At 69.4% G+C, this 26,062-nt stretch carries 27 protein-coding genes, 3 pseudogenes and 1 riboswitch; of the genes and pseudogenes, 14 read left to right on the top strand and 16 right to left on the bottom strand.

Going from position 1 to position 26,062, the window contains the following annotated elements:
* Window positions 1-25 precede the first annotated feature (25 nt).
* The 3 genes from ACFYPC_RS00575 to ACFYPC_RS00565 all read left to right on the top strand — a co-directional run bounded on the left by ACFYPC_RS00575 (window position 26) and on the right by ACFYPC_RS00565 (window position 2,462).
* The gene (locus ACFYPC_RS00575; protein WP_388668416.1) at window positions 26-1,051 is read left to right on the top strand and encodes a 6-phosphofructokinase; all 1,026 of its coding nucleotides are present in this window, start codon (window positions 26-28) and stop codon (window positions 1,049-1,051) included.
* A gap of 113 nt (window positions 1,052-1,164) precedes the next feature.
* On the top strand, window positions 1,165-2,118 hold the full coding sequence (locus tag ACFYPC_RS00570; protein ID WP_388668413.1) for a cytochrome c oxidase assembly protein: 954 nt from the start codon (window positions 1,165-1,167) through the stop codon (window positions 2,116-2,118).
* A 173-nt stretch (window positions 2,119-2,291) separates the two neighbouring features.
* Window positions 2,292-2,462 (top strand): hypothetical protein, encoded by a 171-nt coding sequence (locus ACFYPC_RS00565; protein WP_385728505.1) that lies wholly within the window; start codon window positions 2,292-2,294, stop codon window positions 2,460-2,462.
* 3 nt (window positions 2,463-2,465) lie between these two features.
* Here ACFYPC_RS00565 and ACFYPC_RS00560 read toward each other — a convergent pair whose 3' ends face one another.
* From ACFYPC_RS00560 to ACFYPC_RS00545, 4 genes are read right to left on the bottom strand one after another with little or no spacing between them, the layout of a single operon-like run.
* Entirely contained in the window at window positions 2,466-3,671 is a 1,206-nt protein-coding gene (locus ACFYPC_RS00560; protein ID WP_388668410.1) for a sensor histidine kinase, read from the bottom strand.
* A complete protein-coding gene (locus ACFYPC_RS00555; protein WP_388668407.1) occupies window positions 3,668-5,395 on the bottom strand; it encodes a cation acetate symporter in 1,728 nt (575 codons plus the stop codon). The genes ACFYPC_RS00560 and ACFYPC_RS00555 overlap by 4 nt, the downstream gene beginning before the upstream one ends.
* A 2-nt stretch (window positions 5,396-5,397) precedes the next feature.
* The gene (locus tag ACFYPC_RS00550; protein WP_388668404.1) at window positions 5,398-5,757 is read right to left on the bottom strand and encodes a hypothetical protein; all 360 of its coding nucleotides are present in this window, start codon (window positions 5,755-5,757) and stop codon (window positions 5,398-5,400) included.
* A 10-nt stretch (window positions 5,758-5,767) separates the two neighbouring features.
* Window positions 5,768-6,523: a LytR/AlgR family response regulator transcription factor gene (locus ACFYPC_RS00545; RefSeq protein ID WP_388668401.1), complete on the bottom strand. Its 756-nt coding sequence runs from the start codon at window positions 6,521-6,523 to the stop codon at window positions 5,768-5,770.
* Between the two features lie 260 nt (window positions 6,524-6,783).
* On the opposite strand from ACFYPC_RS00545, the gene ACFYPC_RS00540 reads away from it, so the two are divergent.
* From ACFYPC_RS00540 to ACFYPC_RS00525, 4 genes are all read left to right on the top strand, one after another.
* Entirely contained in the window at window positions 6,784-7,287 is a 504-nt protein-coding gene (locus tag ACFYPC_RS00540; RefSeq protein WP_388668398.1) for an Lrp/AsnC family transcriptional regulator, read from the top strand.
* A 123-nt stretch (window positions 7,288-7,410) separates the two neighbouring features.
* The gene (ddaH, locus tag ACFYPC_RS00535; protein ID WP_388668394.1) at window positions 7,411-8,223 is read left to right on the top strand and encodes a dimethylargininase; all 813 of its coding nucleotides are present in this window, start codon (window positions 7,411-7,413) and stop codon (window positions 8,221-8,223) included.
* Window positions 8,220-9,455: an ornithine--oxo-acid transaminase gene (gene rocD / locus ACFYPC_RS00530; protein ID WP_388668391.1), complete on the top strand. Its 1,236-nt coding sequence runs from the start codon at window positions 8,220-8,222 to the stop codon at window positions 9,453-9,455. The genes ddaH and rocD overlap by 4 nt, the downstream gene beginning before the upstream one ends.
* A 468-nt stretch (window positions 9,456-9,923) precedes the next feature.
* Window positions 9,924-10,649, top strand: a complete 726-nt coding sequence (locus ACFYPC_RS00525; protein WP_388669951.1) for a lysophospholipid acyltransferase family protein — start codon at window positions 9,924-9,926, stop codon at window positions 10,647-10,649.
* A gap of 108 nt (window positions 10,650-10,757) precedes the next feature.
* On the opposite strand, the gene ACFYPC_RS00520 is transcribed toward ACFYPC_RS00525, so the two are convergent.
* From ACFYPC_RS00520 to ACFYPC_RS00485, 8 genes and pseudogenes are all read right to left on the bottom strand, one after another.
* Window positions 10,758-12,353: an alpha/beta hydrolase gene (locus ACFYPC_RS00520; RefSeq protein ID WP_388668388.1), complete on the bottom strand. Its 1,596-nt coding sequence runs from the start codon at window positions 12,351-12,353 to the stop codon at window positions 10,758-10,760.
* A gap of 138 nt (window positions 12,354-12,491) precedes the next feature.
* Window positions 12,492-13,256 (bottom strand): urease accessory protein UreD, encoded by a 765-nt coding sequence (locus tag ACFYPC_RS00515; RefSeq protein WP_388668385.1) that lies wholly within the window; start codon window positions 13,254-13,256, stop codon window positions 12,492-12,494.
* Window positions 13,253-13,930 carry an urease accessory protein UreG gene (gene ureG / locus ACFYPC_RS00510; protein ID WP_388668382.1) on the bottom strand — a complete coding sequence of 226 codons (678 nt, stop codon included), beginning with the start codon at window positions 13,928-13,930 and terminating at the stop codon, window positions 13,253-13,255. Before ureG ends, ACFYPC_RS00515 begins: the two co-directional genes overlap by 4 nt.
* A 145-nt stretch (window positions 13,931-14,075) precedes the next feature.
* A complete protein-coding gene (locus ACFYPC_RS00505) occupies window positions 14,076-14,750 on the bottom strand; it encodes an urease accessory protein UreF (RefSeq protein WP_388668379.1) in 675 nt (224 codons plus the stop codon).
* Window positions 14,750-16,471 carry an urease subunit alpha gene (locus ACFYPC_RS00500; RefSeq protein ID WP_388668375.1) on the bottom strand — a complete coding sequence of 574 codons (1,722 nt, stop codon included), beginning with the start codon at window positions 16,469-16,471 and terminating at the stop codon, window positions 14,750-14,752. The genes ACFYPC_RS00505 and ACFYPC_RS00500 overlap by 1 nt, the downstream gene beginning before the upstream one ends.
* A complete protein-coding gene (locus ACFYPC_RS00495) occupies window positions 16,464-16,775 on the bottom strand; it encodes an urease subunit beta (RefSeq protein ID WP_385728474.1) in 312 nt (103 codons plus the stop codon). The genes ACFYPC_RS00500 and ACFYPC_RS00495 overlap by 8 nt, the downstream gene beginning before the upstream one ends.
* A gap of 16 nt (window positions 16,776-16,791) precedes the next feature.
* Entirely contained in the window at window positions 16,792-17,094 is a 303-nt protein-coding gene (locus ACFYPC_RS00490) for an urease subunit gamma (protein WP_365444797.1), read from the bottom strand.
* Between the two features lie 261 nt (window positions 17,095-17,355).
* Window positions 17,356-17,937, bottom strand: a pseudogene (locus ACFYPC_RS00485) (TetR/AcrR family transcriptional regulator); the annotation flags it as partial.
* Between the two features lie 5 nt (window positions 17,938-17,942).
* Between ACFYPC_RS00485 and ACFYPC_RS00480 the strand changes: the two are divergent.
* Window positions 17,943-18,571, top strand: a pseudogene (locus tag ACFYPC_RS00480) (ABC transporter permease); the annotation flags it as partial.
* A 5-nt stretch (window positions 18,572-18,576) separates the two neighbouring features.
* Here ACFYPC_RS00480 and ACFYPC_RS00475 read toward each other — a convergent pair.
* A complete protein-coding gene (locus ACFYPC_RS00475) occupies window positions 18,577-20,220 on the bottom strand; it encodes an IS200/IS605 family accessory protein TnpB-related protein (RefSeq protein WP_388668370.1) in 1,644 nt (547 codons plus the stop codon).
* Window positions 20,213-20,791, bottom strand: coding sequence for an IS607 family transposase (locus ACFYPC_RS00470; protein ID WP_388668367.1), 579 nt, complete (start codon window positions 20,789-20,791; stop codon window positions 20,213-20,215). The genes ACFYPC_RS00475 and ACFYPC_RS00470 overlap by 8 nt, the downstream gene beginning before the upstream one ends.
* 68 nt (window positions 20,792-20,859) lie before the next feature.
* Here ACFYPC_RS00470 and ACFYPC_RS00465 point away from each other — a divergent pair.
* Window positions 20,860-21,126, top strand: a pseudogene (locus ACFYPC_RS00465) (ABC transporter permease); the annotation flags it as partial.
* A 396-nt stretch (window positions 21,127-21,522) separates the two neighbouring features.
* Here ACFYPC_RS00465 and ACFYPC_RS00460 read toward each other — a convergent pair.
* On the bottom strand, window positions 21,523-21,801 hold the full coding sequence (locus tag ACFYPC_RS00460) for a type II toxin-antitoxin system Phd/YefM family antitoxin (protein WP_388668364.1): 279 nt from the start codon (window positions 21,799-21,801) through the stop codon (window positions 21,523-21,525).
* A 121-nt stretch (window positions 21,802-21,922) separates the two neighbouring features.
* Between ACFYPC_RS00460 and ACFYPC_RS00455 the strand changes: the two genes are divergently transcribed.
* The 3 genes from ACFYPC_RS00455 (at window position 21,923) to ACFYPC_RS00445 (ending at window position 23,907) form a co-directional block, all read left to right on the top strand.
* Window positions 21,923-22,558 (top strand): ATP-dependent Clp protease proteolytic subunit, encoded by a 636-nt coding sequence (locus ACFYPC_RS00455; RefSeq protein WP_388668361.1) that lies wholly within the window; start codon window positions 21,923-21,925, stop codon window positions 22,556-22,558.
* Between the two features lie 7 nt (window positions 22,559-22,565).
* The gene (locus ACFYPC_RS00450; protein ID WP_388668358.1) at window positions 22,566-22,874 is read left to right on the top strand and encodes a hypothetical protein; all 309 of its coding nucleotides are present in this window, start codon (window positions 22,566-22,568) and stop codon (window positions 22,872-22,874) included.
* 391 nt (window positions 22,875-23,265) lie between these two features.
* A riboswitch (cyclic di-AMP (ydaO/yuaA leader) is annotated at window positions 23,266-23,430 on the top strand.
* A gap of 3 nt (window positions 23,431-23,433) precedes the next feature.
* Window positions 23,434-23,907: a C40 family peptidase gene (locus ACFYPC_RS00445; RefSeq protein WP_388668356.1), complete on the top strand. Its 474-nt coding sequence runs from the start codon at window positions 23,434-23,436 to the stop codon at window positions 23,905-23,907.
* A 370-nt stretch (window positions 23,908-24,277) separates the two neighbouring features.
* Here ACFYPC_RS00445 and ACFYPC_RS00440 read toward each other — a convergent pair whose 3' ends face one another.
* Window positions 24,278-24,739, bottom strand: coding sequence for an ATP-binding protein (locus tag ACFYPC_RS00440; protein WP_388668353.1), 462 nt, complete (start codon window positions 24,737-24,739; stop codon window positions 24,278-24,280).
* 212 nt (window positions 24,740-24,951) lie between these two features.
* Between ACFYPC_RS00440 and ACFYPC_RS00435 the strand changes: the two genes are divergently transcribed.
* Both ACFYPC_RS00435 and ACFYPC_RS00430 read left to right on the top strand, forming a co-directional pair.
* Window positions 24,952-25,809 carry a helix-turn-helix domain-containing protein gene (locus tag ACFYPC_RS00435; RefSeq protein ID WP_388668350.1) on the top strand — a complete coding sequence of 286 codons (858 nt, stop codon included), beginning with the start codon at window positions 24,952-24,954 and terminating at the stop codon, window positions 25,807-25,809.
* 9 nt (window positions 25,810-25,818) lie between these two features.
* On the top strand, window positions 25,819-26,043 hold the full coding sequence (locus ACFYPC_RS00430) for a DUF397 domain-containing protein (protein ID WP_388668347.1): 225 nt from the start codon (window positions 25,819-25,821) through the stop codon (window positions 26,041-26,043).
* Window positions 26,044-26,062: the final 19 nt, after the last annotated feature.

The following is a 26,062-nucleotide window of genomic DNA, read 5'->3' as shown; positions in this document are numbered from 1 at the left end:
CCACGTTGAGAAGGTATTTCGGGCGATGCGCATTGGTGTCCTCACGTCCGGCGGCGACTGCCCCGGCCTGAACGCCGTCATCCGGTCCGTCGTGCACCGCGCCGTCGTGGACCACGGCGACGAGGTCATCGGCTTCCGCGACGGCTGGAAAGGCCTCCTGGAGTGCGACTACCTCAAGCTCGACCTCGACGCGGTGAGCGGCATCCTGGCTCGCGGCGGCACCATACTCGGCTCCTCCCGGGTCCAGCCCGAGCATCTGCGTGACGGAGTTGAGCGGGCCAGGGGCCATGTCGCGGACCTGGGGCTCGACGCGATCATCCCGATCGGCGGCGAGGGCACTCTCAAGGCGGCCCGCCTCCTCTCGGACAACGGCCTGCCGATCGTCGGCGTGCCGAAGACCATCGACAACGACATCGCTGTCACGGACGTGACCTTCGGTTTCGACACGGCCGTCGGTGTCGCGACCGAGGCGCTGGACCGGCTGAAGACCACCGCCGAGTCCCATCAGCGCGTGCTGATCGTGGAGGTCATGGGCCGCCACACCGGCTGGATCGCCCTGCACTCCGGCATGGCGGCGGGCGCCCACGCCATCGTCGTACCGGAACGCCCCTTCGACATCGAGGAGTTGGCCGCCAGGGTCGGCGAACGCTTCGACGCGGGCAAGCGGTTCGCCATCGTCGTGGCCGCCGAGGGCGCGAAGCCCCGAGAGGGCTCGATGGAGTACGACGAGGGCGGCAAGGACGTCTACGGGCACGAGCGGTTCGCCGGTATCGCCCGCCAGCTCTCCATCGAGTTGGAGGAGCGCCTCGGCAAGGAGGCGCGGCCGGTGATCCTCGGGCACGTCCAGCGGGGCGGTACCCCGACGGCGTACGACCGGGTGCTCGCCACGCGCTTCGGCTGGCACGCCGTGGAGGCCGCGCACCGTGGTGACTTCGGCAAGATGACGGCGCTGCGGGGGACCGACATCGTCATGGTGTCGCTCGCCGAGGCGGTCGAGACGCTCAAGACGGTTCCGGACGAGCGGTACGCCGAGGCCGAGTGCGTGCTCTGAGTCGTACGCGCGGAAAATAGTGGGAAGTGCCCCCGGTCGCAGCGGCGACCGGGGGCAGTTCTAGTCTGGTGCGGACAGACAGCGCACAACCAGTACGAAACAGGAGCCGGCGGATGGATCACAGCGGGCACGGCATGACCATGGATCTGCCGCCGTTCACGCTGGGGCGGGGTCTGGAATGGTCGACCGACCCGTTCTTCCTTGTCGCCTGCCTGGTCGGACTCGGCCTGTACGGCTGGGGAGTCGTGCGGCTGGCGCGGCGCGGCGACAAGTGGTCGGTGGGCCGCACCATCTCCTTCGTCATCGGCGTACTGACCGTGCTGCTCGTGATGTGCACCAAGCTGAACGACTACGGCATGGTCATGTTCAGCGTGCACATGGTGCAGCACATGGTGATCAGCATGCTGTCGCCCATCCTGATCCTGCTCGGCGCGCCGATCACACTGGCACTGCGGGCGCTGCCGGTGGCATCGAAGCGCGGCGGCAAGGGCCCCCGTGAGCTGCTGCTGATGTTCCTGCACAGCCGGTTCATGCGGATCATCACGCACCCCGCCTTCACCATCCCGCTGTTCATCGCAAGCCTCTACGGGCTGTACTTCTCCCCGATCTTCGACTTCCTGATGGGCTCCAAGGTGGGGCACACCACGATGATGTGCCACTTCCTCGCCGTCGGCCTGGTCTTCTTCTGGCCGATCATGGGCGTGGACCCGGGGCCGCACCGGCCGGGCTATCTGATGCGGATGCTGGAGCTGTTCGCGGGCATGCCGTTCCACGCGTTCTTCGGCATCGCGCTGATGATGGCGTCCGGGCCGATGGTGCAGACGTACGAGAATCCGCCGGCCTCGCTCGGTATCGACGCACTCGCCGACCAGACCGCGGCAGGTGGCATCGCCTGGGCGTTCAGCGAGATCCCCTCCGTCCTCGTGCTGCTCGCGCTGCTCTTCCAGTGGCACGCCTCCGAGAGCCGGCAGGCCCGTCGCACGGACCGGGCGGCGGACCGCGACGGCGACAAGGAACTCGAGGCGTACAACGCCTATCTGGCCTCACTCAACGCACGCAGTCGCTGAATCGACTTCTTGAAGAAGTTCTACCAGGTGGTCTGTGCGATCGAGCGTCTGGACGGGACTGCGATGCGCGGGGGTGAGTAGGCCGCCCGGCCCTGGCGAATCCCGCCCTGTCGGGTGAAAATGGGCCAAGGCCACGGCACGCGCCGCGGACCCGCCCGAAGGAGGGTGCTCAGATGCCCGGTTCGACGCCTGGTTCGACGAAGGCAATGGGGGTGCTGACCGTGGGCGGGCTCGTCGTGGTGACGGCCTACACGGTGGCGCTCGGCAGCAACGGCTGGCTGTGGTTCGGCTGGGTCGTGCTCGGCCTGATCACGCTGGGCATGGTGGCCTCACGCAGCGCCTGACGTTCACTGACGCGGCAGTCGTGCGGCCGAATGCACACCCGGCTGGTATTTCGGCAGCCGGGCGGTGATCTTCATGCCCGCGCCCACCGCGGTCTCGATGACGAGGCCGTACTCGTCCCCGTACACCTGGCGCAGCCGGTCGTCCACGTTGGACAGCCCGATGCCGCCCGAGGGACTGACCTCTCCGGCGAGAATGCGGCGCAGCCGCTCGGGGTCCATTCCGGTGCCGTTGTCCTCGATGACGACCAGTGCCTCGGCGCCCGCGTCCTGTGCGGTGATGCTGATGTGGCTCTTGTCGGTCTTGCCCTCCAGGCCGTGCTTGACGGCGTTCTCCACGAGGGGCTGGAGGCAGAGGAAGGGCAGCGCGACCGGCAGCACCTCGGGCGCGATCTGCAGTGTGACGGACAGACGCTCCCCGAAGCGCGCCCTGACAAGTGCCAAGTAGTGGTCGATGGCGTGCAGTTCGTCGGCGAGGGTGGTGAAGTCGCCGTGCCGGCGGAACGAGTAGCGGGTGAAGTCGGCGAATTCCAGGAGCAGTTCGCGGGCGCGCTCGGGGTCGGTGCGGACGAAGGAGGCGATCACCGCCAGTGAGTTGAAGATGAAGTGCGGGGATATCTGCGCGCGAAGTGCCTTGATCTCGGCCTCGATCAGGCGGGTACGGGACTGGTCGAGGTCGGCGAGTTCCAGTTGCACCGAGACCCAGCGGGCGACCTCGCCCGCGGCTCGTACGAGGACCGCGGACTCGCGAGGTGCACAGGCGACGAGCGCGCCGTGCACCCGGTCGTCGACGGTGAGGGGGGCCACGACAGCCCAGCGCAGCGGGCAGGCGGGCTCGAAGCAGTCGAGCCGGAAGGCCTCGCCTCGGCCGGTCTCCAGTGCTCCTGCGAGCCGCGCCATGACTTCGGTGCGGTGGTGCTCCCCCACGCCGTCCCAGGCGAGCACGGTCTCCTGGTCGGTCAGGCACAGCGCGTCGGTGCCCAGAAGTGTGCGCAGGCGTCGGGCGGACCGGCCCGCCGTCTCCTCGGTCAGGCCCGCGCGCAGCGGGGGCGCGGCGAGCGAGGCGGTGTGCAGGGTCTGGAAAGTGGCGTGCTCGACGGGCGTGCCGAGGCCGCCGAGGTTCTGGGGCCGCGCGGTGCGCCTACCGAGCCAGAAACCGGCGGCGAGCAGCGGGAGCACGGCGACACAGAGCCCCGCGATGAAGCCGCTCACGACTTGGCCTCCGCTCGGACGTGGTCTCCGGCCAGTTCCTCCGGCAGGTGGAAGCGCGCAAGGATCGCCGCGGTGCCCGCCGGTACCCGCCCCGCCGTGGCCAGGGACACCAGCACCATCGTCACGAATCCCAGGGGCACCGACCACAGGGCGGGCCAGGCGAGGAGGGCGTGCAGTGAGCCCGTGCCCGGATAGCCCGCCATGGTCGCGCCGACGGCGACGAGCGCGGAGCCGCCGCCGACCAGCATCCCGGCGGCCGCGCCCGGCGGTGTGAGCCGTCGCCACCAGATGCCGAGGACGAGCAGTGGGCAGAACGACGAAGCGGACACGGCGAAGGCGAGCCCGACGGCGTCGGCGACCGGCAGTCCGCCCACGAGCATGCTCGCCGCGGCCGGCACCGCCATGGCGAACACGGTGCCGAGCCTGAAGTGCCGGACCCCGCGCGAGGGCAGCACATCCTGGGTGAGTACGCCCGCCACCGCCATGGTCAGTCCGGACGCGGTCGACAGGAACGCCGCGAAGGCCCCGCCTGCGACCAGCGCGCCGAGGAGGTCGCCGCCAGTTCCTCCGATCATCCGGTCGGGCAGCAGCAGTACGGCGGCGTCCGCGTCGCCGGTGAGGGTGAGCTCGGGTGCGTACAGCCTGCCCAGCGCGCCGTAGACGGGCGGGAGGAGATAGAAGGCGCCGATCAGGCCCAGTACGACGACCGTGGTACGGCGCGCGGCGACACCGTGCGGGCTGGTGTAGAAGCGGACGACCACGTGCGGCAGTCCCATCGTGCCGAGGAAGGTGGCGAGGATCAGTCCGTACGTGGCGTACAGCGGGCGCTCTTCGCGGCCTGCCGCCAGCGAGGTCGACATGCCGATGTTGCTGTCGCGTTCGGCCACCGGAACCGGGTCGCCCTTGGTGAAGGTGAGCCGGGTGCCGCGCTCGATGTGGTGGACGCCCGCGGGGAGTGCGACGTTCTCGTCCTCGTACCGGTGGCCGTCGACGGTGCCCGTCGTCGTGACACGCAGCGGCTGCGAGAGCAACAGGTCGAGGCTGTCGTCGACGCGGACGACACTCTGCTCGCGGAAAGCCGCCGGTTCGTCGAAGGCGTCGCGCGGGGAGCCGTCGCTCTGCCAGGCGAGGACGAGGAAGAGCGCGGGGACCAGCAGGGCGGTGAGCTTCAGCCAGTACTGGAAGGCCTGTACGAAAGTGATGCTGCGCATGCCGCCCGCGGCGACGGTGGCGACCACGACGACGGCGACGAGCACTCCGCCGAACCAGTCGGGCGCGTCGGTCAACACGGCCAGGGTCAGTCCCGCGCCCTGCAGTTGTGGCAGCAGGTACAGCCACCCGACGCCGACGACGAAGACACTGGCAAGGCGTCGCACGGCCTGGGAGCCGAGCCGCGCCTCGGCGAAGTCGGGCAGGGTGTACGCGCCGGAGCGGCGCAGCGGGGCCGCGACGAAGAGCAGCAGGACGAGATAGCCGGCCGTGTAGCCGACGGGGTACCAGAGCATGTCCGGGCCCTGGACGAGCACCAGGCCCGCGATGCCCAGGAAGGAGGCGGCGGAGAGGTACTCGCCGCTGATCGCGGCCGCGTTGAGCCGTGGCCCCACGGTGCGCGAGGCGACGTAGAAGTCGGAGGTGGTCCGGGAGATGCGCAGGCCGAACGCGCCGACCAGGACGGTCGCCACGACCACCAGGGCCACCGCGGGGACGGCGTAGTTCTGGTTCACGTTCAGCGGTCCTCGACCAGACGCACGAAGTCCCTCTCGTTGCGTTCGGCGCGGCGCACGTACCAGCGGGCGAGCAGTACCAGCGGCGGGTACACGCCGAATCCGAGCACGGCCCACTCCAGGCCGGCGCCGTCCGGCATCGCGGCGAACACAAGAGGCAGCGGTCCGACGAACAGCACGAACACGGCCAGCACCACGAACGCGGCCCGGAGTTGACTGCGCATCAGGGAGCGGACGTAGGTGTGACCGAGCGTGGTCTGTTCGTCGATCTCGGTTCTGGGCCGGTAGTAGCCGGACGTTCTGCGGGTGCGCCGGGGCACGCCGGTGACCGTGACGCGGCGTTCGGTCGGATCCTGTGGCACACCGTCCCCCTCAGCCGGTGGTCCGGCGCAGCAGCAGGTCGCGCAGTTCGCGGGCGTGACGACGGCTGACCTGGAGTTCGACGGAGTCCACCAGGACGCTCACGGTACCCGCGTCCAGGCGGAGCTCGGCGATGTGTCTCAGCGCGACGAGATGGCGGCGGTGGATCCGGACGAAGCCGCGGGACCGCCAGCGCTCTTCGAGGGTGGACAGCGGGATCCGTACGAGGTGGCTGCCCTGGGCGGTGTGCAGGCGGGCGTAGTCGCCGTGCGCCTCGACGTGGGTGATGTCCTCGACGGCCACGAAGCGGGTCACTCCGCCGAGCTCGACGGATATGTGGTCCGGGTCGGGTTCGTGCACCGGTATCAGCGGGGCGGCGTCCCTGAGCTGGGCGGCCCGGCGTACGGCCTCGGCGAGGCGTTCCCGGCGTACCGGCTTCAGAACGTAGTCGACGGCCTTGAGGTCGAAGGCCTGGACGGCGAATCCCTCGTGGGCGGTGACGAAGACGACGAGCGGCGGATCGGCGAACCCGGTGAGCAGCCGGGCCAGGTCCAGGCCGTCAAGGCCGGGCATGTTGATGTCGAGGAAGACGACGTCGATCGCCTCGGGGCCGTCGGGGCCGGACTCCAGCGCCCGGTTGATCCTGCGCAGGGCCGCGGTCGCGTCGCTCGCGCCCTCGGCACTTGAGACCCGAGGATCGGCCTTCAGCAGATACAGGAGTTCCTCGAGGGACGGTTGTTCGTCGTCGACGGCGAGGGCGCGCAGCATGAAGGTGGAGTGTAGGAGGTATTTCCACGTTCGGACACGTTCGGGACGTGGACCTTGTCGCTGGACAGGCGTGGGCACTGTCACTGCGCGGGCGTGGGCACTGTCGCTGCACAGGCGTGCGCGCTGCCGCTGGACGGGCGTGGACACTGTCGCCGCACGGGCGTGCGCGCTGCCGCTGGACGGGCGTGGAGCCGCCACGGGGCCCGGGCTGGGCGCAGCCGCCGCACGGTCTGGGAGCTGTCGATGGATACAGTGCCGCCATGAGCAGCAAGCCCGCGATGTTCGACGATCTCGACCGCAGGATCATCACCGCGCTGATGGCGAACGCGAGGACCAGTTTCGCGGAGATCGGCGCGACGATCGGGCTCTCGGCCACGGCGGTCAAGCGCCGTGTGGACCGGCTGCGCGAGACCGGCGTGATCACCGGGTTCACGGCCACGGTGAAGCCGGCGGCGCTCGGCTGGCGTACGGAGGCGTATGTCGAGGTGTACTGCGAGGGCGCGGCCCCGCCCCGGCGGATCGCGGAGGTCGTGCGCAACTACCCCGAGATCGCCGCGGCCATGACCGTGACCGGCGGCGCGGACGCGCTGCTGCACGTGCGGGCCACCGACGTGGAGCACTTCGAAGAGGTGCTGGAGCGGATCCGGGCCGAGCCGTTCATCCGGAAGACGATCAGCTACATGGTGCTGTCCCATCTGCTGCCGGAGGCCCCGGAGGCGGGAGCGACCCACGCCGCTCCGGAGGACGCATCAACCGTGCGCTGAGGCGTTCAAAGACGCAGCAATCCTGCGCAGACACGCAGCTCTCGTCGCTTGTCGCACGTATCCCCGTTTCTTACCGTGGAGACACCCTCAGCCACCACCGCGGGAAAGCGGAGGAATCTCTCTGTGCCTGACAGCCGTGTGCCGCGCCTTCGGCGCTTTCTCGTCTGCGAACCCAGACACTTCGCCGTGCAGTACGCGATCAATCCCTGGATGCACCCGGACACGCCCGTGGACGTGGACCTCGCCCAGGACCAGTGGCAGGCGCTGATCCGCGCCTACCGCACCCACGGTCACACCGTCGACGCCGTCGAGCCGGTCGCCGACCTCCCGGACATGGTGTTCGCGGCGAATTCGGCGCTCGTCCTGGCCGGCCGCGTCTTCGGCTCGTACTTCCACGCGCCCCAGCGGCGCCCCGAGTCCACCGTCTACGAGACCTGGTTCAAGTCGGCCGGTTTCGACGTCTACCGCTCCGAGTCGGTGTGCGAGGGCGAGGGCGATCTGATCCCCACCGGCCGGTTCATCCTGGCCGGCACCGGATTCCGTACGACTCGCGAGGCCCATCACGAGGTGCAGGAGTTCTTCGGCGTCCCGGTGATCAGCCTCAAGCTGGTGGACCCGCTCTTCTACCACCTCGACACCGCGCTGTTCGTGCTGGACGAGGAGAACATCTGCTACTACCCGGAGGCGTTCTCGCCCGGCAGCCGGGAGGTGCTCGCGCGCCTCTTCCCCGACGCGGTGCTCGCCACCCAGGAAGACGCCATGGCCTTCGGCCTCAACTCCGTCTCCGACGGCCGGCACGTCTTCGTCTCGCCGCAGGCCGAGGCGCTCGCGGGCCGGCTCGCGGACCACGGCTATGTCCCCGTCCCCGTCGACCTCTCGGAGTTCCACAAGGCCGGCGGTGGCATCAAGTGCTGCACCCAGGAGATCCGCTCATGACCGCTCCCGCGCTCACACAGACGTCCGACGAGCTGATCCGCGCCGAGGCGCCCGTCCTCGCGCACAACTACCATCCGCTGCCCGTGGTCGTCGCCCGCGCGGAGGGCACCTGGGTCGAGGACGTCGAGGGCCGCCGCTATCTCGACATGCTGGCGGGCTACTCCGCCCTCAACTTCGGCCACCGCAATCCGGTGCTGATCGAGGCCGCACACCGCCAGCTCGACCGGCTGACGCTCACTTCGCGTGCCTTCCACAACGACCGGCTCGCCGAGTTCGCCCGGTCGCTGGCCGAGTTGACGGGCCTGGACATGGTGCTGCCCATGAACACGGGTGCCGAGGCGGTGGAGAGCGCCGTCAAGGTGGCCCGGAAGTGGGCGTACGAGGTGAAGGGCGTCGCACCGGACCGGGCGACGATCGTGGTGGCCGCCGACAACTTCCACGGCCGTACGACGACCATCGTCAGCTTTTCCACGGACGAGACAGCCCGGGCCGGCTTCGGGCCCTTCACGCCGGGTTTCCGGATCGTCCCGTACAACGACCTCGCCGCGCTCGAAGCGGCCGTCGACGAGACGACGGCGGCGGTGCTGATCGAGCCCATCCAGGGCGAGGCGGGCGTCGTCATCCCGGCCGACGGCTACCTCACCGGGGTCCGCGAACTGACCCGCCGCAAGGGCTGTCTGTTCATCGCGGACGAGATCCAGTCGGGCCTCGGCCGCACCGGCACCACCCTCGCCGTCGACCATGAGGCCGTCGTGCCGGACCTTCTCCTCCTCGGCAAGGCACTCGGCGGCGGCATCGTGCCGGTCTCCGCGGTGGTCGGGCGCCGGGACGTACTGGAAGTACTGCGTCCCGGTGAGCACGGCTCGACGTTCGGCGGCAATCCGCTCGCCGCTGCGGTCGGTTCGGCGGTCGTGGAACTGCTGGAGACCGGCGAATTCCAGCGCAGGGCGGCCGAGCTGGGCGTACTCCTGCGGGAGGGCCTGGACGCGCTGGTGGGCAGGGGCGTCGAGGGCTTCCGCTCGCGCGGGCTCTGGGCAGGCGTGGACATCGATCCCGCCATCGGCACGGGGCGTGAGATCAGCGAGGGCCTGATGCGGGAGGGGGTGCTGGTCAAGGACACTCACGGTTCGACGATCCGGCTGGCCCCGCCGCTGACCATCACGGGCGAGGAACTGCGGTCGGCTCTCGGCGCGTTGGAGAGGGTTCTGGCTCAGGGGGCGCGGCGCGTCTAGGAGTGTGCCGACGCAGCGCGGGGAGTGACGCCGGGCCCGGGACTGTCCGCGCTGTGCCGTCGAAGGACCGGAAGAGCGTTTGCCTCCCGCCCTCAGGGTCACCCGAAAAGGGCGCTGAGCAGGGCTGCGAACAAAGGCGCCGGATGGTCGGGGCCGTCAGCCTCTGATGCCGCCCCCTCTGGATCGGTGCAAGGACAACGGCTCGGCGCTCCGCCGAGCCCGGCAGGACGACCTCAGCGCGCTCCACGCCACCTCCGTGGCACTCCACTCGGCATGACATACGGTCAGGAAACAGCGGCCGGACGTGAGTACCTGTCCGGTCGGACAACGGCCCGGCATCGGTCCGAGTCCGGTCGGGCACAGTGCCGTCGGGCCGCACCTGCCCCTACACTGACACCTCACCGCATGCCCGCTGACCTGCTAGAACACGGCGCGGTCGAGCCGACCGCCGGAGTGAGGAGCGCCCCGATGTTCTACTACGTGCTCAAATACGTGCTTCTGGGTCCGTTGCTGAGACTGGTCTTCCGGCCCCGGATCGAGGGCCTTGAGCACATCCCGTCGTCGGGCGCGGCGATCATCGCGGGCAACCATTTGTCCTTCTCCGACCACTTCCTGATGCCCGCGATCCTCAAGCGCCGCATCACCTTCCTGGCGAAGGCCGAGTACTTCACCGGCCCCGGCGTCAGGGGCCGCCTGATCGCCTTCTTCTTCCGCAGCGCCGGGCAGATCCCGGTGGACCGCTCCGGCAAGGACGCCGGCCAGGCCGCGATCCGCGAGGGGCTCGGCGTCCTGAGCAAGGACGAGCTGCTCGGCATCTACCCCGAGGGCACCCGCTCCCACGACGGCCGCCTCTACAAGGGCAAGGTCGGCGTCGCGGTGATGGCCTTGAAGGCCCAGGCACCCGTCATCCCCTGCGCGATGATCGGCACCTTCGAGGCCCAGCCGCCGGGCCGGAAGATCCCGAAGATCCACCCCGTCTCCATCCGCTTCGGCAAGCCTCTCGACTTCTCCCGCTATGCCGGGATGGAGAACGAGAAGGCCATCCTGCGCGCCATCACCGACGAGATCATGTACGCCATCCTCACCCTCTCCGAGCAGGAGTACGTCGACCGGTACGCCGCCGTCGTCAAGGCCGAGGAGACCGCCGAGAAGGCGGAGAAGGCCCGCAAGTTCCCGCGCATCCCGCTCAGTTGAGTCAGATTTGTACGTCTACGCGGCCGAGGATGCCTGGTTGGCGACGTCGGCGACATGAGTACAGGGCGGCCGGGAAACCGGCCGCCCCGCACTTCAAGCCCTCATGCCTTACGGCTTGGGCGTGGCGTGCGGCGCGCAGGTCACGTCGGCCGCGTCCGTCTTCCCGGTGAGCAGGTAGGTGTCCACCCGCGTGTTGATGCACGGGTTGACCAGGCCGGTCACGCCGTGCGAGCCCGCGTCCTTCTCGGTGATCAGGCGGGAGCCCTTGAAACGCTTGTGCAGTTCGACGGCGCCCTCGTACGGGGTGGCGGCGTCATTCGTGGACTGCACGATCAGGACGGTCGGCAGCCCCTTGCCGGTCTTGACGTCGACCGGGGTCTGCTGCTTGACCCCCCAGGTGGCGCACGGCAGGTTCATCCATGCGTTGGCCCAGGTCATGAACGGATAGTCCTTGTTGAGCAGCGTGTTGTCCCGGTCCCACTTCTGCCAACTGGTGGGCCACTTGGCGTCGGTGCACTCGACCGCGGTGTAGACGGCGTTGCCGTTCTCCGCGGAGGCGTTGCCCGCGGTGTCCGACAGGTCGGGTGCGGCGGCGTCGACGATCGCCTGGGTGTCACCGGCGACGTACTTGCTGAACACCGTGGCGACGGGCACCCACGAGGAGTCGTAGTACGGGGCGCTCTGGAAGAAGCCGATCAGCTCGGCGGGACCGACGACCCCGCCGATCGGGTTCGCCTCGGCGGTGGCCCGCAGCTTCAGCCACTGGTCCTGCACCTCGGCCCGGGTGTCACCGAGGTGGAAGGTCGCGTCGTTCTTGGCGACCCAGTCCTCCCAGTCCTTCCAGCGGCCCTCGAAGGCGACGTCCTGGTCGAGGTTGGCCTCGTACCAGATCTTCTCGCGCGACGGGTTGACGACGCTGTCGACGACCATGCGACGGACGTGCCCCGGGAAGAGCGTGCCGTAGACGGCGCCGAGGTACGTGCCGTAGGAGACGCCCAGGAAGTTGAGCTTCTTCTCGCCGAGTGCGGCCCGGATGACGTCCAGGTCGCGCGCGGTGTTCGGCGTGGTCATCTGCGGCAGCATCTCGCCGCTGCGCTCGGCGCAGCCGTCCGCGTACTCGGCGGCCAGCTTGCGCTGCGCGAGCTTGTCCGCCTCGGAGTCCGGGACGGGGTCGGCCTTGGGCGCCTTCACGAACTCCTGCGGGTCGATGCAGGAGATGGGCGCCGAGTGGCCGACGCCGCGCGGGTCGAAGCCCACGAAGTCGTACGCCTTGGCCGTGTTCGCCCAGATCGGGTTCTTGTTGGTGACCCTCGTCGGGAAACGCAGGCCGGAGGCGCCAGGGCCGCCCGGGTTGTACACGAGGGCGCCTTGGCGCTCCTCCTTCGTGCCCGTGTTCCCGATGCGGTCGACGGCGAGCTTGATCTGCTTACCGTTCGGGTGGGCGTAGTCGAGCGGGACGGTGACCCAGCCGCACTGGATCGGCTTCGCGAGGGCCCAGTCTGCCGGACAGTCCTGCCAGTCGATCCCGGCCCTGGCCGCCTTGGCGGCGGCGATCGCCGCGCCACGTGCCTCACGGTCCTGCCCGCGGCCGGCGTCGGCGGTGGCCGACGGAGCCGCCACCGCTCCGGCTATCAGGGTCGCCGTGACGAGCGCTCCGGCCGAACCGAGCGCTGTCACCCGTTTCGTCGGTCTGATGCCCCTCAAGTGGGACCTCCCCGTACATTGTTGCGATTGGTACGTGGATCCTTTCGGCTGTGGGGTCCCTGAGAACAGATGTGGCGGGGGTTTCTTTACTCATCCGATAACCGGTGAGGCATACCCCGTTGAGCGGAGAGACCCACGTCACATGTGCTGGCGGAGTGAGTTCAGCGCCTCGTCCAGCACCCGCCGCAGCCTCAGCCCGTCGGACGCCAGCGCGGTCACGAGCACGGCGGGCCCTGCGAGCGGCATGAGCGAGGCGTACTCGCCAAGGAGCCTCGCCTGCACCGGCTTCTCGGCGAACCCAGGCCGTACGACGAGGAGTTGCCCCAGCGCGCGCTGCCCTGCCAGGACAGCGGGACCGTCCCAGCCGCCGGGGGCGCCGGGTCCGCACGCCACCTCCTGGTCCAGCAGCATCCGTCCGCCTAGCCGCACGGTGAGCCGGCTGCTGAGTCGCCCGGGTTCCTCACCGGCACGGCCGAGCACCTGCTCCTCCCGGAAGACCAGCCGGGCGCCCGCCGCCAGCTCGATACTCGAGGAGACGCGGAGATCGCTCCCGTTGACGGAGATCAACTGCTCGGGCAGCCAGCACAGTTCGCCCCCGCCGGCGACCTTCAGGCGTACGTCGTAGCGCGACTCGCCCTTGGCCTGCCCCGGCAGGGCGATGGTGGCGGCCGCCGACTTGATGTGCAGCCGGGCACCTTCGGCGGCCTCCGCCTGCACGGTGAAGTGGTCACCGCCCAGCGGACCGCTCATCGCGCCGACCAGCATGACCCGCGCCTCGGATCCGACGCCCCGGGTGCGCCGCAGTGCGAGCGGCCCGTCCCCGTCCAGCACCGGCAGGGAGGTACCGCCCCGGCCGTCGTCCCGCGCCGCGATCCGTGCGGTGGCCCGGACCCCTGCCGTCATGCCGTCCACGCGGCGAGCCGCTCCCGCACCCACGCGGCGACGTCACCGACCCCGCCCTCGGCCCGCAACGACTGGAACACCACCGGCAGTTCGGCCCGCTGCGCCTTCGCGTCCGCCGCCATCCGCCCCAGGTCCGAGCCCACGTAAGGCGCGAGGTCCGTCTTGTTGACGACCAGCAGGTCGGCGGTGGTGACCCCGGGCCCGCCCTTGCGCGGGATGTCGTCGCCGCCTGCCACGTCGATCACGAAGATCTGTGCGTCGACCAGTCCCTTGGAGAAGGTCGCGGTGAGATTGTCACCCCCGGACTCGACAAGGATGAGGTCCAGCGGCCCGACCTCGTCCTCCAGGTCCTCGACCGCTTCGAGGTTGGCGGAGATGTCGTCCCGGATCGCGGTGTGCGGGCAGGCCCCTGTCTCGACAGCGGTGATCCGCTCGGGCGGCAACACCGCTTCCCGCAACAGGAACTCGGCGTCCTCACGCGTGTAGATGTCGTTCGTCACGACAGCGAGCGACAACTCCTCGCGCAGTACCCGGCAGAGGGCGGCAACGGTCGCGGTCTTGCCCGAGCCGACCGGCCCGCCGAGCCCAATACGAAGGGCACGGCGACTGCCGTCGGGGCGGTGGGCGTCAGCGCTGAGGGCGGAGGGCCCGTCGTGGGAGTGGTCGAGGTGCATGGTGGCGGCTCCAGATTCAAGGCCCGGCCGGAGATCTTTCAGCCCGTCCGGCGTTCGAGGACGAGGCCGTCCAGGCCGATGGCGGGGGTCTGGGGGCGGCAGCCCCCGGATACGGGACGGGTAGGGGCGGAGGGGGCGAAAAACTCTACGACGCGAACAGCCGTACAGGCCAAGCCGCATGCACCTCCGCACTGATCTCCAGCAGCGGCGCGGAGGCAGCAGGCAGCGAGTCGATCCCGTCTTCGAGCGCGCGCCGAGAGGCCTCGGCGGCAGCACGCGCCACCTGGTCCAGCTCCGGCGCGAGCCGGGCCAGCGCCCCGGTGGCATCGAACGGATCCAGACTCAGCAACCGCACCGTCGCCGTCGCCGGCCCGCTGACCGCCTCGTACACGGAGCAGTACGCGGCGTCATCGGGCCCGAGCCCGGCAGCCCGCGCCGCCAGCCCCAGCACCACCGGCTGATGCGCCCCCTTGGGGAACTCCCGCGCCAGTGCGTCGAGTTCGGCGGACGGCCAGGTCGCCCGGGCCGCCCGCATCAACTGCCGCCCGAGCCGACGTGCGGCGCCGCGCAGGGCCGGCGACGGCGTACGGGCGTCCGCGGCCGCGTCCAGCGCCACCGGGTCGACTCCGATCGCGGCGGCCGCCGCCAGCGAGGCCGACACGAGCCCCGCCGTGTGCAACCGACCCCGGCAGAAGTCCTCCAGGCTCGCCGCACCGGTGATGCGCCCGGCCTTCACGGCGGCCTCGGCCCCGCCGGAGTGCGCGTGACCCCCTGCGGGAAAGCGGCCGTCGGCCAGGACGAGAAGCGCTGCCCTGGACATCAGAAGAGGAAGTAACGCTGGGCCATGGGCAGTTCGGCGGCCGGAGTCGCCTCGACCAGCTCCCCGTCGATATGCACGGCGAAGCTGTCCGGGTCGATCCGGACGCGTGGCCGCGCGTCGTTCTCGCGCATGTCCGCCTTGGTGACCGCCCGCGTCGATTCGATGGCGACGAAGCGCTTCCCGAGCGAGAGCCGCTCCGGCAGTCCGTCCTCGATGGCGAGCGGAGCGACGAAGTTGAACGAGTTGGACGCCGGCGCCCTCCCGATCGCCCCGAACATCGGGCGCGGCAGAATCGGCTGCGGCGTCGGGATGGAAGCGTTGGCGTCGCCCATCTGCGCGTAGGCGATCTGCCCGCCCTTGATGACCAGGTGCGGCTTGACCCCGAAGAACGCGGGCTCCCAGAGCACGAGGTCGGCGAGCTTGCCGGTCTCCACGGAGCCGATCTCGCGGGCGAGACCCTGTGCGAGTGCGGGGTTGATCGTGTACTTGGCGACATAGCGACGCACACGGTGGTTGTCCGCACGGCCGTCACCGGGGAGGGACCCGCGGCGCCGCTTCATCACGTGCGCCGTCTGCCAGGTCCGCATGATGACCTCGCCGACCCGGCCCATTGCCTGGGAGTCCGAGGAGATGATCGAGATGGCGCCGAGGTCGTGCAGGATGTCCTCGGCCCCGATTGTCGAGGGCCGGATCCGGGACTCGGCGAAGGCCAGGTCCTCGGGCACCGCCGCGTTCAGGTGGTGGCACACCATCAGCATGTCGAGGTGTTCCTCGGCGGTGTTGACGGTGTAGGGCCGGGTCGGGTTCGTGGAGCTGGGCAGCACGTGCGGTTCGGAGACCACGGTCATGATGTCGGGCGCGTGCCCGCCGCCGGCGCCCTCGGTGTGGTACGCGTGGATGCCGCGTCCGGCGATGGCGGCGAGGGTGTCGCCGACGAAGCCGGACTCGTTCAGCGTGTCCGTGTGGATGGCGACCTGGATACCGGTCCGGTCGGCGACGGTCAGCGCGGCGTCGATGGCGGCGGGCGTGGACCCCCAGTCCTCGTGGATCTTGAGGCCGAGCGCTCCGCCGCGGATCTGCGACATCATCGCGTCGCGCGAGACGGTGTTGCCCTTGCCCAGCAGACCGAAGTTGAGCGGGTACCCCTCCATCGCCTCCAGCATCCGCGCCAGATGCCAGGGGCCGGGAGTGACCGTCGTCGCCTTCGAGCCCTCGGCCGGACCGGTGCCACCGCCGACCAGCGTGGTGATCCCCGAGGCCAGCGCCTCGTCGGCGATCTGCGGGCAGATCAGATGGACGTGCGCGTCCACGGCACCCGCGGTCAGGATCCGCCCGTTGCCCGCGATGATCTCGGTCTCCGGTCCGATCACCAGGTCGGGATGCACGCCGTCCATGGTGTCCGGGTTGCCGGCCTTGCCGATGCCGGTGATCCGGCCGTCGCGCATGCCGAGGTCGGCCTTGACGATCCCCCAGTGGTCGACGATCACCACACCCGTGATGACCGTGTCCGGGGTGCCGTCCGCGCGCGTGGCGCGAGACTGGCCCATCGATTCGCGGATGACCTTGCCGCCGCCGAACACCGCCTCGTCACCGGCGAGTCCCGGGCCGCCACTGCGGTCCTCCTCGATCTCGATCAGCAGATCGGTGTCGGCGAGCCGGATGCGGTCGCCGGTGGTCGGGCCGAACAGGTCGGCGTACGCGGCACGCGAGATCTCAGGCATCGAGGGCACCTCCGGTCTCGCCGCGCAGTCCGGGCACCACACGGGCACCGGCGAGCGGAACGAGTTCGACGTCGACGGGGATCCCGGGCTCGAAGCGCACGGCGGTGCCGGCAGCGACGTTCAGCCGCTTGCCGCGCGCGGCGGCGCGGTCGAACTCCAGACCCGGGTTGGCCTCTGCGAAGTGGTAGTGGGAGCCGACCTGGACGGGCCGGTCGGCGGCGTTGAGGACGGTCAGCCGGGTGACCTCACGGCCTTCGTTGAAGGTGACGGGCCCGTCGGCGAACAGGATCTCTCCGGGGATCATGGCTCTCGCTTCCCCGTCAGACGATCGGATCGTGGACGGTGACGAGCTTGGTGCCGTCCGGGAAGGTCGCCTCGACCTGGACGTCGTGGATCATCTCGGGGATGCCGTCCATGACGTCGGCCCGGGTGAGGATCTTGCGTCCGGAAGACATCAGTTCGGCGACGGTACGGCCGTCACGCGCGCCTTCGAGGATGTGCGACGTGATGAGCGCGACAGACTCGGGATGGTTCAGTTTCAGTCCACGGGCCCGGCGCTTCTCGGCCACGTCGGCGGCCACATGAATCAGCAGCCTCTCTTGCTCGTGCGGGGTCAGTTGCACGGCGTCCCACCTCACAGTCCTTGCTCCGGACCGTGCGGGGCCCGGTGGCCGCAGCCACCAAAACCCCTGGTGGCGTGGATGCGCAGGCTAGTTGGACGGCGTTTCAACGACGTTAACCAGCCTTTGATCCATCCGGGACCGCGAAAGGTCCATTCGGGACCGCGAGGGGCCCATCCGCGACCGCGAAAAGTCCATCCGCGACGGCGAGGAGACTCCGCCCGTGACCATGAGGAGGCTCCGCGGTGACCACGGCTGATCCGCTCATGGCCGCAAGCCGGCTTCTCCCATGCTCATCAGACCCCGCAGACCGTCCTGCAGCATCGAGACGGGCACGTCACCGAACAGGGCCAGCTGCGCCAGGTACCCCTGAGCCAGGGCGATCATGATGCGCGCGACGCTCTCGGCCGGCACGTCGTCCCGCATCATGCCCGTGTCCTGATAGGCCTCGACCACCTTGATCCACCCCCCTCTGACCTTGGCGTACCCGTCATTGATGACCGTCGACAAGTGTTCGTTGCGCAGCGTTTCGGCCCAGACCTGGATGATCAGGCGGGGGAGGATCGACTCCCCCTCGTGAGTCAGCCACGGCCTCTTGTCCAGCATCTTGGTCAGAACCCACCCCAGGAGCACATCGGGCGGTGGCGGCGGGCTCTGCCGGGCACCCTCCTCGAACGTCTCGCGGACCTCGTCGAGCACCTCGGTGACGATGGCGCCGATCAACTCCTCCTTGCCGCTGAAGTAGCGGTATACGGCCCCGGCCGAGAGGTCGATCTCCTTCAGCACGTCCTGCATCGACGTGGCATGGAACCCGTTGCGGTTGAAGCAGACGGCCGCGCCGTCGAGGTTCTACCGCGCCCCGCGACCTGCCTCTCGGTGTGGCGGGTTCGGCGACGGCGACCACGCCGACAGAGAAGCAACTGGACCACCAGGACGGCGCCTTCGAGATCCACCGGTACGCCGATGAGGCCGCCGCCCGGGACGCCGTCGAAGACCGGACCGTATACGGCGCGATAGTCGCCACCGAACAGGGTCCCGGCTGTTGACGGCGTCCGCGGCGAGCCCGCTGGTCGCCCAGATGCTCCAGCAAGCGGTGACCGCGCAGGCCCCGGAGGGCACGAGCATCACCACCGTCGACGTGGTCCCCGCCCCGGCGGAGGATCCGCGAGGCGCGGCCCTGACGTCGAGCGTGCTCCCCATGGGGCTGGCCGGCGTGGCCGCGGGGTCCATCGTGACTCTGCTCGGGCTCCGCCGCGTCCGCGCCGTCGGAGCACTGACCGGCTCGGCCATCCTGGTCGGCCTGGTGGCCGCCACGCTCACCCACAACTGGCTCGGCGTCCTCACCGGCGACCGGTGGGCCGAGGCCGGTGTGCTGAGCCTGTCGACGCTGGCGGCGAGTGGCGCCAGCGCTGGGCTCGCGGCGCTCGTCGGACCGCCCGGCATCGCGATCGGCGCTTCCCTGGTCGTCCTGCTCGGCAACCGTTCCTAAACAGTGTCCAGGAGTGACATTTGCTGCCAGTTCCCGGAACTGCGCGCATCCCCAACGGTGTTGGATGCGCTGGGTTCCCGCGTTCGCTGAGCCCCGGTCCGGCGACGTGCATCGTGTGCACGTTCCGTGACGGGTGGGCGGGTTCCCTCACGCCCTCGGTCACCTGGTCCGGCCTGGGCGGTCCGATGCCCCGCACGATCACTCTGGTCATGTGGGGGCGGTGCCGTCCGTCGCCGGATCGGGTGTCCGAGGGCGCGTCGTCCGATCGCGATGCCTGCGGCATCGTGTCGGGACATCTTGCGGGTCTTGCTGGTCAGGGGCTTGCGCCAGTGCTGATCGCCCCACATCGATGTGTATGCCGGATCGACGGCCACGATGGACAGGCCGTGCGCGGCGGCCATGGAGACGAGCCGGGCTTTGAGTTTGCCGGTGGGGATGCCGGAGATGAGCTGACGGAACCGCTTCCTGCGGCCGTGTTTCTCGCGGGTCTTCTCGGCGGTGAAGTCCAGGTTCTCCAGGCCGATGGCCTTGACGCCGCACCGCGTTGTCCATTGCAGCAAGCGGCTGATGGCGTGCCGGATCTGTGCGTCGCGGTGATCGGAGGTGCCGGACAGGTCGTAGAAGAAGCAGCGTGGTGCGCCGACGGGGTTGCCGTGCCGGTCGAGTTGGTAGGCGGCGAAGTGGTCGGCGTTGGTGTCGACGCCGATCATGCCTTCGGCGCGGGCGGTCTCCAGAGGCACGGTCTCGACCGGCGGGATTGTCCACGAGGCGGTGAGATACCAGCGCTCTCGGGCCACGTCCAGGTGGATGCGGTAGGCCACGGCCCGGTTCGCTTCGATACGGTCGCGCCATTCGGTGCCCCGGTGCGCGAAAGCAACCTTCGAGGCGAGGACGTACCGGCCGCGTGGAGAGTTGGCCAGGTGGGCGAGCGGGGCGGGCAGCTTGATGCTGACCTCGCCGTCGCAGGTGACACGGATCGTCTCGTTCCCGTGCTTCTTGCCGGACTCGCCGTCAGCAGCGAGGAACCAGCGTTCCGTTTCCCACCGGTTGCGCCACTGGGGCTCGGTGAGCTGGGCGGCTTGGAGGTTGTGACGGTTTCCCAGGAGGCGCCGGCCGCCGCGCACGACGTGCACGACACCCGCCTCACGCTCGGCGCGGGCCTCATCGAGCCTGTGTTCCAGAGTCGCCAGGCGGCGGGACTTGTGGAACCACTCGTTCTTGCTGCGGTATCCGCCGGGTGTCCGCTTGGTGCCCTTCTCGCCGATCGGCTGGGACAGGCGGTGCATCAGCGTGCGCACGCCGGCTTCAAGCCCTTGGATGTGGGCGAGTTGGCAGCGCCGGGACAGCGCCCACTGATCGTGGGTGGCCTTCGTGATCGCACCCGCCCAGCGGGACGACGAGTCTGCGGTCAGGCCCTGCTTCCGTGCCGCCCACGAGTCGCTGTTGTGGTCCAGCCCGTCGGCGCACCGGGTCTTGAGGTCCAGCGACGCCAGGCGTCCGAGGTGGGCGCCGACCAGGCGCAACACCTTGTCGTCCTCGCCGGTGAGGTGCTTGAGGCGGTCGCGTATCGCCACTCCGGACGGGCCGAGCACAACGAACGGGTCCTCGATTGTGCGGAGCTTCTTCTTCGGCTCACTCATCGGCGGCAGCCGCCTCAAGGGCCTTCTGCGCCCGGTTTTCCGCCGACCGGCGCCCGTACAGGCGGGCACAGAACGAGGTCAGCACTTCGGCCATGTCCCGCACCAGGTCGTCTTCCACCTCGCCGTCATCGAGCACGACCAGGCGGCGGCCCGTGGCGGACAGGGCGGCCTCGACCAGTTCGACGTTCATCCGGCCGAGACGGTCTTTGTGCTCGACCACGACCGTGGTCACCTTCGGATCGGCCAGTAGCCGCTTCGCCTTGGACCGGCAGCCGTCCATTCCCGAGGCGATCTCGGATTCGACACGGACGACCTTGTGTCCGGCCTTCGCCGCCCACGCCGACAACCGGACGGTCTGCCGCTCCAGATCCGGCTTCTGATCGTGAGAGGAGACACGGGCATACAGACCCACACCACCGGTCACATCGGGTGAGGCGTTCGCCTCCATATTCACCAGGATCGTGCGCGGTCCCACTCGTTCCGCAGGGACCGGCAACGTGCCCTCACGGAACCAGCGGTACGCAGTACGCGGGGCGATCCCCTGTGCGCGTGCCCATTCCGTCAGGTTCATACACAAGACCATACGACACTCATGACATCTCAAGGACACTCATGGACACTTAGCCGAGAGCAGCTAACAACCCCTTCTCCGGCGCGTCCTCGGCGCCGGAGATGCTGCCCGAGCCGGCCGGCGCCATCGGCCAGTGGCTGCCGCCGGGAACGGGTGCGTCACTGCTGCGCTCGGTGTCGTTCTTCGACGGTGCCGCCGCGACCGGGCCCGCACTGACCCTGAGCTGGTGGGCCACGCTCGGCCTGGGAGCGGTATTGCTGGGCAGCACGCTCAAACGACGTCGATCGGCCACCGCCGAGACAGTCACCGCACGGGAGCCCGCACTGGTGAACTGACGCAAGGCCGCACGGTTGGCGACGCGCCGCGAGAGCGGACGCGCACCGCGCGCCGCACGGGATCTGACCGCGGGGCGGGCCCGGCTGCCGAGGCGGGTGCGCATGGCCGGTTCCGTGGGGGTATCGGCTCGCCAGCGGTTCAGGGATGCGGGATCGCGTGCCGCCCAGGCGGATCATCCGCAGGATCGGGGCAAACTGCCGCGGCGGTTCACCACGACTGGGGCAAACTGCCGCGGCGGTTCACCGCAGTGGATCACCGGCGCCAGGCGGGCCGTCACGAAGGTGGGGGTGGGGGGGGGGGGGGGGGGGGGGCGCCCCCCCCCCCCCCCCCCCCCCCACCCCCGCCTTATGACCGTTGCTCGCAGCTGCTCGCCGCTTCACCGAACGGCCCAGCGCCTACGACGCGTTGGGCCCCCGGTGCTCCGCCGCGATGCCGAACCTCTGTCGCTCGCGCGGAGCGGGCGCGGCCTCGCGGGCGCTGGGGTAGGAGCTGACCACGCGCTCGGACGCGGGGTCCTGGAGTTCTTCGAGGCGTTCCAGGTCGGCGGCGGAGACCAGGGCGACGAGGGGCTTGCCATGCCGCGTCACGACGACGCGCTCGCCGCCGTACACCACGCGGTTGATCAGATCGGCGAGCTCAGCCCTGGCTTGCGTCACCGGAATCTCGTAGGCCATGCCCTCCAGCTTAGACCGGGCCCTGACACCTTCCGCCGAGAGCGATCACGCCGTCGACCGAGCGTACGTCCTGTACATTTTTTACAGATGCCGATCAGGTCGACCAGAGGAGGCGCGCGCCATGGACAGCCCGTCCGCCCGCTATGTCCTGCCCGAGTTCACCGAACGCACGAGTTCGGGGCAACGAACCCTGGACCCTTACTCGAAGTTGTTCGAGGAGCGGATCGTGTTCCTCGGGACGCCGATCGACGACACCTCGGCGAACGACGTCATGGCGCAGTTCATGCACTTGGAGCACGTGGAGCCGGACCGGGACATCTCGCTGTACATCAACTCCCCCGGCGGCTCGTTCAGCGCGATGACCGCCATCTACGACACGATGCGGTTCGTGACCTGTGACGTGGAGACCATCTGCCTCGGGCAGGCCGCGTCGGCAGCGGCCGTGCTGCTGGCCGGCGGTACGGCGGGAAAGCGGTTCGCGCTGCCGGGTGCGCGTGTGCTGATCCACCAGCCGTCGTTTCCCGAGCCGATCCAGGGGCAGGCTTCTGATCTGGCCATCCGGGCCGAGGAGTTGACGCGTACTCGGAGGATGCTGGAGGAGATGCTCGTGCGGCACACAGGTCAGAGTCCGGAGCGGGTCGCCGCGGACATCGAACGGGACAAGATTCTGGACGCGCCGGCGGCGCTCGCGTACGGGCTGATCGACGGGGTCATCCCGAGCCGCAAGGCTCCTCGGCCCACACCCGGCGCGAGGTGAGCGGCCGATGCTCCCACCCGAACTGCCGCCGCTGCCCGCACTGACGCGCGCGGAAGCGGAGTTGATAGACCGTTACCTGGACGTGGTCGACCTGCTCGGCCGCATCAACCCGGCCCGCCCCGGGGACACCTACCGAGGGCTGAGGGCCGCTCAGGCTCTGGTGGCCAAGGCGACGGCGCTGCGGGACGCCCTCGCGCTGATGCACCAGCGTGGCGAGAGCGAGGTGCACGCCCCGACCCTGGCACAGGCGCTGCGCGTCCTGGACGGCGAACGGCGGGCGGCCCGCGTCACCCTGCCACCCCGTGCCGAAAGTTGACGCAGTCACACCGTGCGGCTGACGCATAGGCACCCCGGGCCGCCGCACACGTCGATCCGCGAGGCGTCCGGCCCGGGCTTCAAACGGCCCGGATGGTGTACCCCCGATCGGCGTAGACGCGGGTCCTTTCAACGGCGCGGAGAAGTTGCGCAACGCGCGTAGCGCGGATGCGGACTTGAGCCCTCCGTCGCTGGTACGGGCGTCGTCGGCCTTCTGGACACTCGCTCGAACGGCAGAGTGTCCACCCGAACGGGTGAGTGGTGAGTAAGCCCACAAACTGCCGATTCCGCTCGGACTTTCCGACATCTATGCGTGAAGATCCCTTGCGACGACAAGCCCCCGCCGCAGCGGCGGGGCGGTCCGGGCGGACGCCGAGTCCTGCCGCCGCCCGGATGACCGGTCGACAGATGTGCATCGGCAGGAGTGGAGGACCCAGCACGACGGTCCGCCGGAGACATCCGGGCGGTCCTTGGGGTGAAGCCGCACCACGCGGCCGGGCTACTTCGCCAGCCCGAATCCGACAGGTCATCCTTCACAGGCGGTTGACGAAGGGTTGCGCATGACTGCGCTCAATCACGTCCCGTCGCTGTGGACAAGGGCCGGTACGGCCTCGGCCCTCACCATCGCCGCCGTGGGCGGCAGCCTCGTGGTCCCGGGCGTCGCATCCGACGCTCAGGCGGCCACTACGGCGACGAAGGCACTCCAGGTCGCGGCTTCCAAGAAGGGCTCCCCGTACAAGTACGGCGCCGCTGGGCCACGCCGCTTCGACTGCTCCGGGCTCACGCTCTACTCGTACAAGAAGGCAGGCAAGAAGCTGCCTCGTACGGCCGCGGCGCAGTACAACAAGACCCACCATGTCTCCGCCTCGAAGCGCAAGGCCGGAGACCTGGTGTTCTTCCACTCGGGCCGGAGCGTGTATCACGTCGGCATCTACGCCGGGAAGGGAAAGATCTGGCACTCCCCGAAGTCGGGTGAGGTCGTAAAGCTCCAGAAGATCTGGACGAAGAGCGTCTGGTACGGACGGGTCAGCTGACCCGTCCGTGGGGGTGACGGCCCACGCCGCCACCCCCACGGGACGCGAAACCTGGCTTGAACGGGGACGAACCGGTGAGTCGTCCACCCATGGCCGCCGCCCTCTTCACGCGCCCGCCGCCGTGCGCCGAGCGCTGTTCCAGCAGAACGCCGAACCCGCCATCGACCGGGTCTCCTCCTGGCCCACCCACCCCGGCCTGTATGTGCAGATGCCCGCGTTCAGCGGATCGGTGCTCCTCGTCCGCCGCGGAGGATCGCGGACGATCGCAGACGATCGCGGAAAGTCGCGGAAAGTCGCGGAAGAGGATCAGACCCAGCCGCGTGAGCGCGTGCCGCTGCCTTCTCTGTCTCCGTGGTCCTCTCCATGGTCCTCAGGGCTCCTGCGGCCCCCCCGCCGTCACCACCGGCTCGGCCGGCGCCGTCCAGGGCAGTTCGATGGCGATGGTCTTGCCGCCTTCACGGGTGGGCCGGACGGTGAGTCTGCCGCCGCACTCGGCGGTCAGCCAGCGGATGATCACCATGCCGCGCCCGTTGTCCTGCTGGACGGCGGCGGGCAGCCGTTTGGGGAACCGTGGGTGACTGTCGGTGACGCCGAGGCGCAGGTGTTCGTCCCGGTCGAGGCGGACGTCCACTCTGAAGGTGGGCGACTGCCCGAAAGTGTGCTGGACGGCGTTGGTGGCTAGTTCGGACACGATCAGGCGTACGGTGTCGGCGACTTCGGAGTCACTCGGCAGACCCCATTCCGCCAGCACTTCGGCGACGAATCTCCGGGCAGCGGAGACCGAGGCTGGATCGCTCGGCAGAGTGACGGATGCTTCCTGGTGGTCTGCCATGGCGCGGTCGTCCCTTTCCCACGGGACCGGGGTCCGACACGGAGCGGATGGTTCGAGTACGGTCCCGGACTGGTGCTTCGCGCCAGACTGCCATTACCAGGCCCGTCACGGGTGCGATCCACGGAGATATGCATATATCTGTCGCTCGAAGCGGTGAACTCTGCGACGGAGGACCGTATTTGGGCGGCTCGGAAGGAGTAAGGAGTACGGCCATGCAGAACGGTCCCGCAGTACGCCGCCGTAAGCTCGGTGCCGAACTGCGCTCCCTGCGCGTCGGCGCGGGTCTCACCAGCGGCGAGGTGGCCCGCCTCCTGGGGTGGCACCAGTCGAAGGTGAGCCGGATCGAGACGGGCACCAGCGGTGTCAAACCCCCCGACGTGGAACGGCTCCTGGACGCGTACGCCGTCGAGGAACCCGAGTTACGGGATCTCCTGGTCGCACTGGCGGGCGCGGAGGGTGACGGACGGCACCACTGGTGGCATGCCTACCGGGGTGTCCTGCCGCCGGCGTACCGCGACTTCATCAGTCTGGAGTCCCAGGCCAGCGAAATGCGCACACTGGAGACGTGCGTGGTGCCGGGGTTGCTGCAGACGCCCGAGTACGCCCGTGCGGTGACGCAGGCCGCCGTAGGGGGACTTGAGGACGGCAAGCTCGACACGCTCGTCGAGGTGCGCCTGGCCCGGCAGGACGTGCTGCGTTCGAATCCGCCGCTGAAACTGAGCGCCGTCCTGGACGAGGCGGTCCTACGACGGGACGTCGGCGGTCCGGAAGTCATGGCACGCCAGCTGCACCGGCTGCGGGAGGCCGCCACCCTGCCCCAAGTGCGGCTTCAGGTTCTCCCGTTCGCCGCCGGGGCTCATATCGGAGTCACAGGACCTTTCGTTATCTTCTCATTTCCGAACACATCTGATCTGGATGTGGTTGTTCTAGACCACTTGACGAGTAGCCTCTATCTCGAACGGAAAGAAGACCTAGAGGCCTACAGCGAGGCCTTCAACGCTCTTCAGATCCAAGCCCTTTCGCCCGAGGACTCATTGGATTACATCGCCGTGATAGGTGACGGCGCGTAAGGAGGCACCATGTCTGCACTGCCTCGGTACGTACCTTCCAGTACTTCGCTGCACGACGTGCGCTGGCTGCGCAGCAGCCGAAGTACGGGGATGAACAACTGCGTCGAGACGGCCCGGCCGGGCCCAGGAATCTGGTCCGGACTCGTGGCCGTCCGCGATTCCAAGAACACGGCAGGTCCCGCCCTGCTGTTCACCCCCGCCACCTGGGAGGGATTCATCGCCGGACTGAGCTGAGCATCGTCGCCCTGGGCTG

The organism is Streptomyces sp. NPDC005808, assembly GCF_042871385.1.
Lineage (GTDB): Bacteria > Actinomycetota > Actinomycetes > Streptomycetales > Streptomycetaceae > Streptomyces.
Note: the sequence above shows the minus strand (reverse complement) of the source record. Positions and strands in the feature narration are given on the sequence as shown.

Excerpts from the sequence above, each read along its gene's own strand:
- ACFYPC_RS00575 (WP_388668416.1), top strand. The coding sequence starts at position 26 with ATGCGCATTGGTGTCCTCACGTCCGGCGGCGACTGCCCCGGCCTGAAC.
- ACFYPC_RS00570 (WP_388668413.1), top strand. The coding sequence starts at position 1,165 with ATGGATCACAGCGGGCACGGCATGACCATGGATCTGCCGCCGTTCACG.
- ACFYPC_RS00565 (WP_385728505.1), top strand. The coding sequence starts at position 2,292 with ATGCCCGGTTCGACGCCTGGTTCGACGAAGGCAATGGGGGTGCTGACC.
- ACFYPC_RS00545 (WP_388668401.1), bottom strand. The coding sequence starts at position 6,523 with ATGCTGCGCGCCCTCGCCGTCGACGACGAACAACCGTCCCTCGAGGAA.
- ACFYPC_RS00540 (WP_388668398.1), top strand. The coding sequence starts at position 6,784 with ATGAGCAGCAAGCCCGCGATGTTCGACGATCTCGACCGCAGGATCATC.
- rocD (WP_388668391.1), top strand. The coding sequence starts at position 8,220 with ATGACCGCTCCCGCGCTCACACAGACGTCCGACGAGCTGATCCGCGCC.
- ACFYPC_RS00525 (WP_388669951.1), top strand. The coding sequence starts at position 9,924 with ATGTTCTACTACGTGCTCAAATACGTGCTTCTGGGTCCGTTGCTGAGA.
- ACFYPC_RS00515 (WP_388668385.1), bottom strand. The coding sequence starts at position 13,256 with ATGACGGCAGGGGTCCGGGCCACCGCACGGATCGCGGCGCGGGACGAC.
- ureG (WP_388668382.1), bottom strand. The coding sequence starts at position 13,930 with ATGCACCTCGACCACTCCCACGACGGGCCCTCCGCCCTCAGCGCTGAC.
- ACFYPC_RS00505 (WP_388668379.1), bottom strand. The coding sequence starts at position 14,750 with ATGTCCAGGGCAGCGCTTCTCGTCCTGGCCGACGGCCGCTTTCCCGCA.
- ACFYPC_RS00500 (WP_388668375.1), bottom strand. The coding sequence starts at position 16,471 with ATGCCTGAGATCTCGCGTGCCGCGTACGCCGACCTGTTCGGCCCGACC.
- ACFYPC_RS00495 (WP_385728474.1), bottom strand. The coding sequence starts at position 16,775 with ATGATCCCCGGAGAGATCCTGTTCGCCGACGGGCCCGTCACCTTCAAC.
- ACFYPC_RS00475 (WP_388668370.1), bottom strand. The coding sequence starts at position 20,220 with ATGAGTGAGCCGAAGAAGAAGCTCCGCACAATCGAGGACCCGTTCGTT.
- ACFYPC_RS00470 (WP_388668367.1), bottom strand. The coding sequence starts at position 20,791 with ATGAACCTGACGGAATGGGCACGCGCACAGGGGATCGCCCCGCGTACT.
- ACFYPC_RS00460 (WP_388668364.1), bottom strand. The coding sequence starts at position 21,801 with ATGGCCTACGAGATTCCGGTGACGCAAGCCAGGGCTGAGCTCGCCGAT.
- ACFYPC_RS00455 (WP_388668361.1), top strand. The coding sequence starts at position 21,923 with ATGGACAGCCCGTCCGCCCGCTATGTCCTGCCCGAGTTCACCGAACGC.
- ACFYPC_RS00450 (WP_388668358.1), top strand. The coding sequence starts at position 22,566 with ATGCTCCCACCCGAACTGCCGCCGCTGCCCGCACTGACGCGCGCGGAA.
- ACFYPC_RS00445 (WP_388668356.1), top strand. The coding sequence starts at position 23,434 with ATGACTGCGCTCAATCACGTCCCGTCGCTGTGGACAAGGGCCGGTACG.
- ACFYPC_RS00440 (WP_388668353.1), bottom strand. The coding sequence starts at position 24,739 with ATGGCAGACCACCAGGAAGCATCCGTCACTCTGCCGAGCGATCCAGCC.
- ACFYPC_RS00435 (WP_388668350.1), top strand. The coding sequence starts at position 24,952 with ATGCAGAACGGTCCCGCAGTACGCCGCCGTAAGCTCGGTGCCGAACTG.
- ACFYPC_RS00430 (WP_388668347.1), top strand. The coding sequence starts at position 25,819 with ATGTCTGCACTGCCTCGGTACGTACCTTCCAGTACTTCGCTGCACGAC.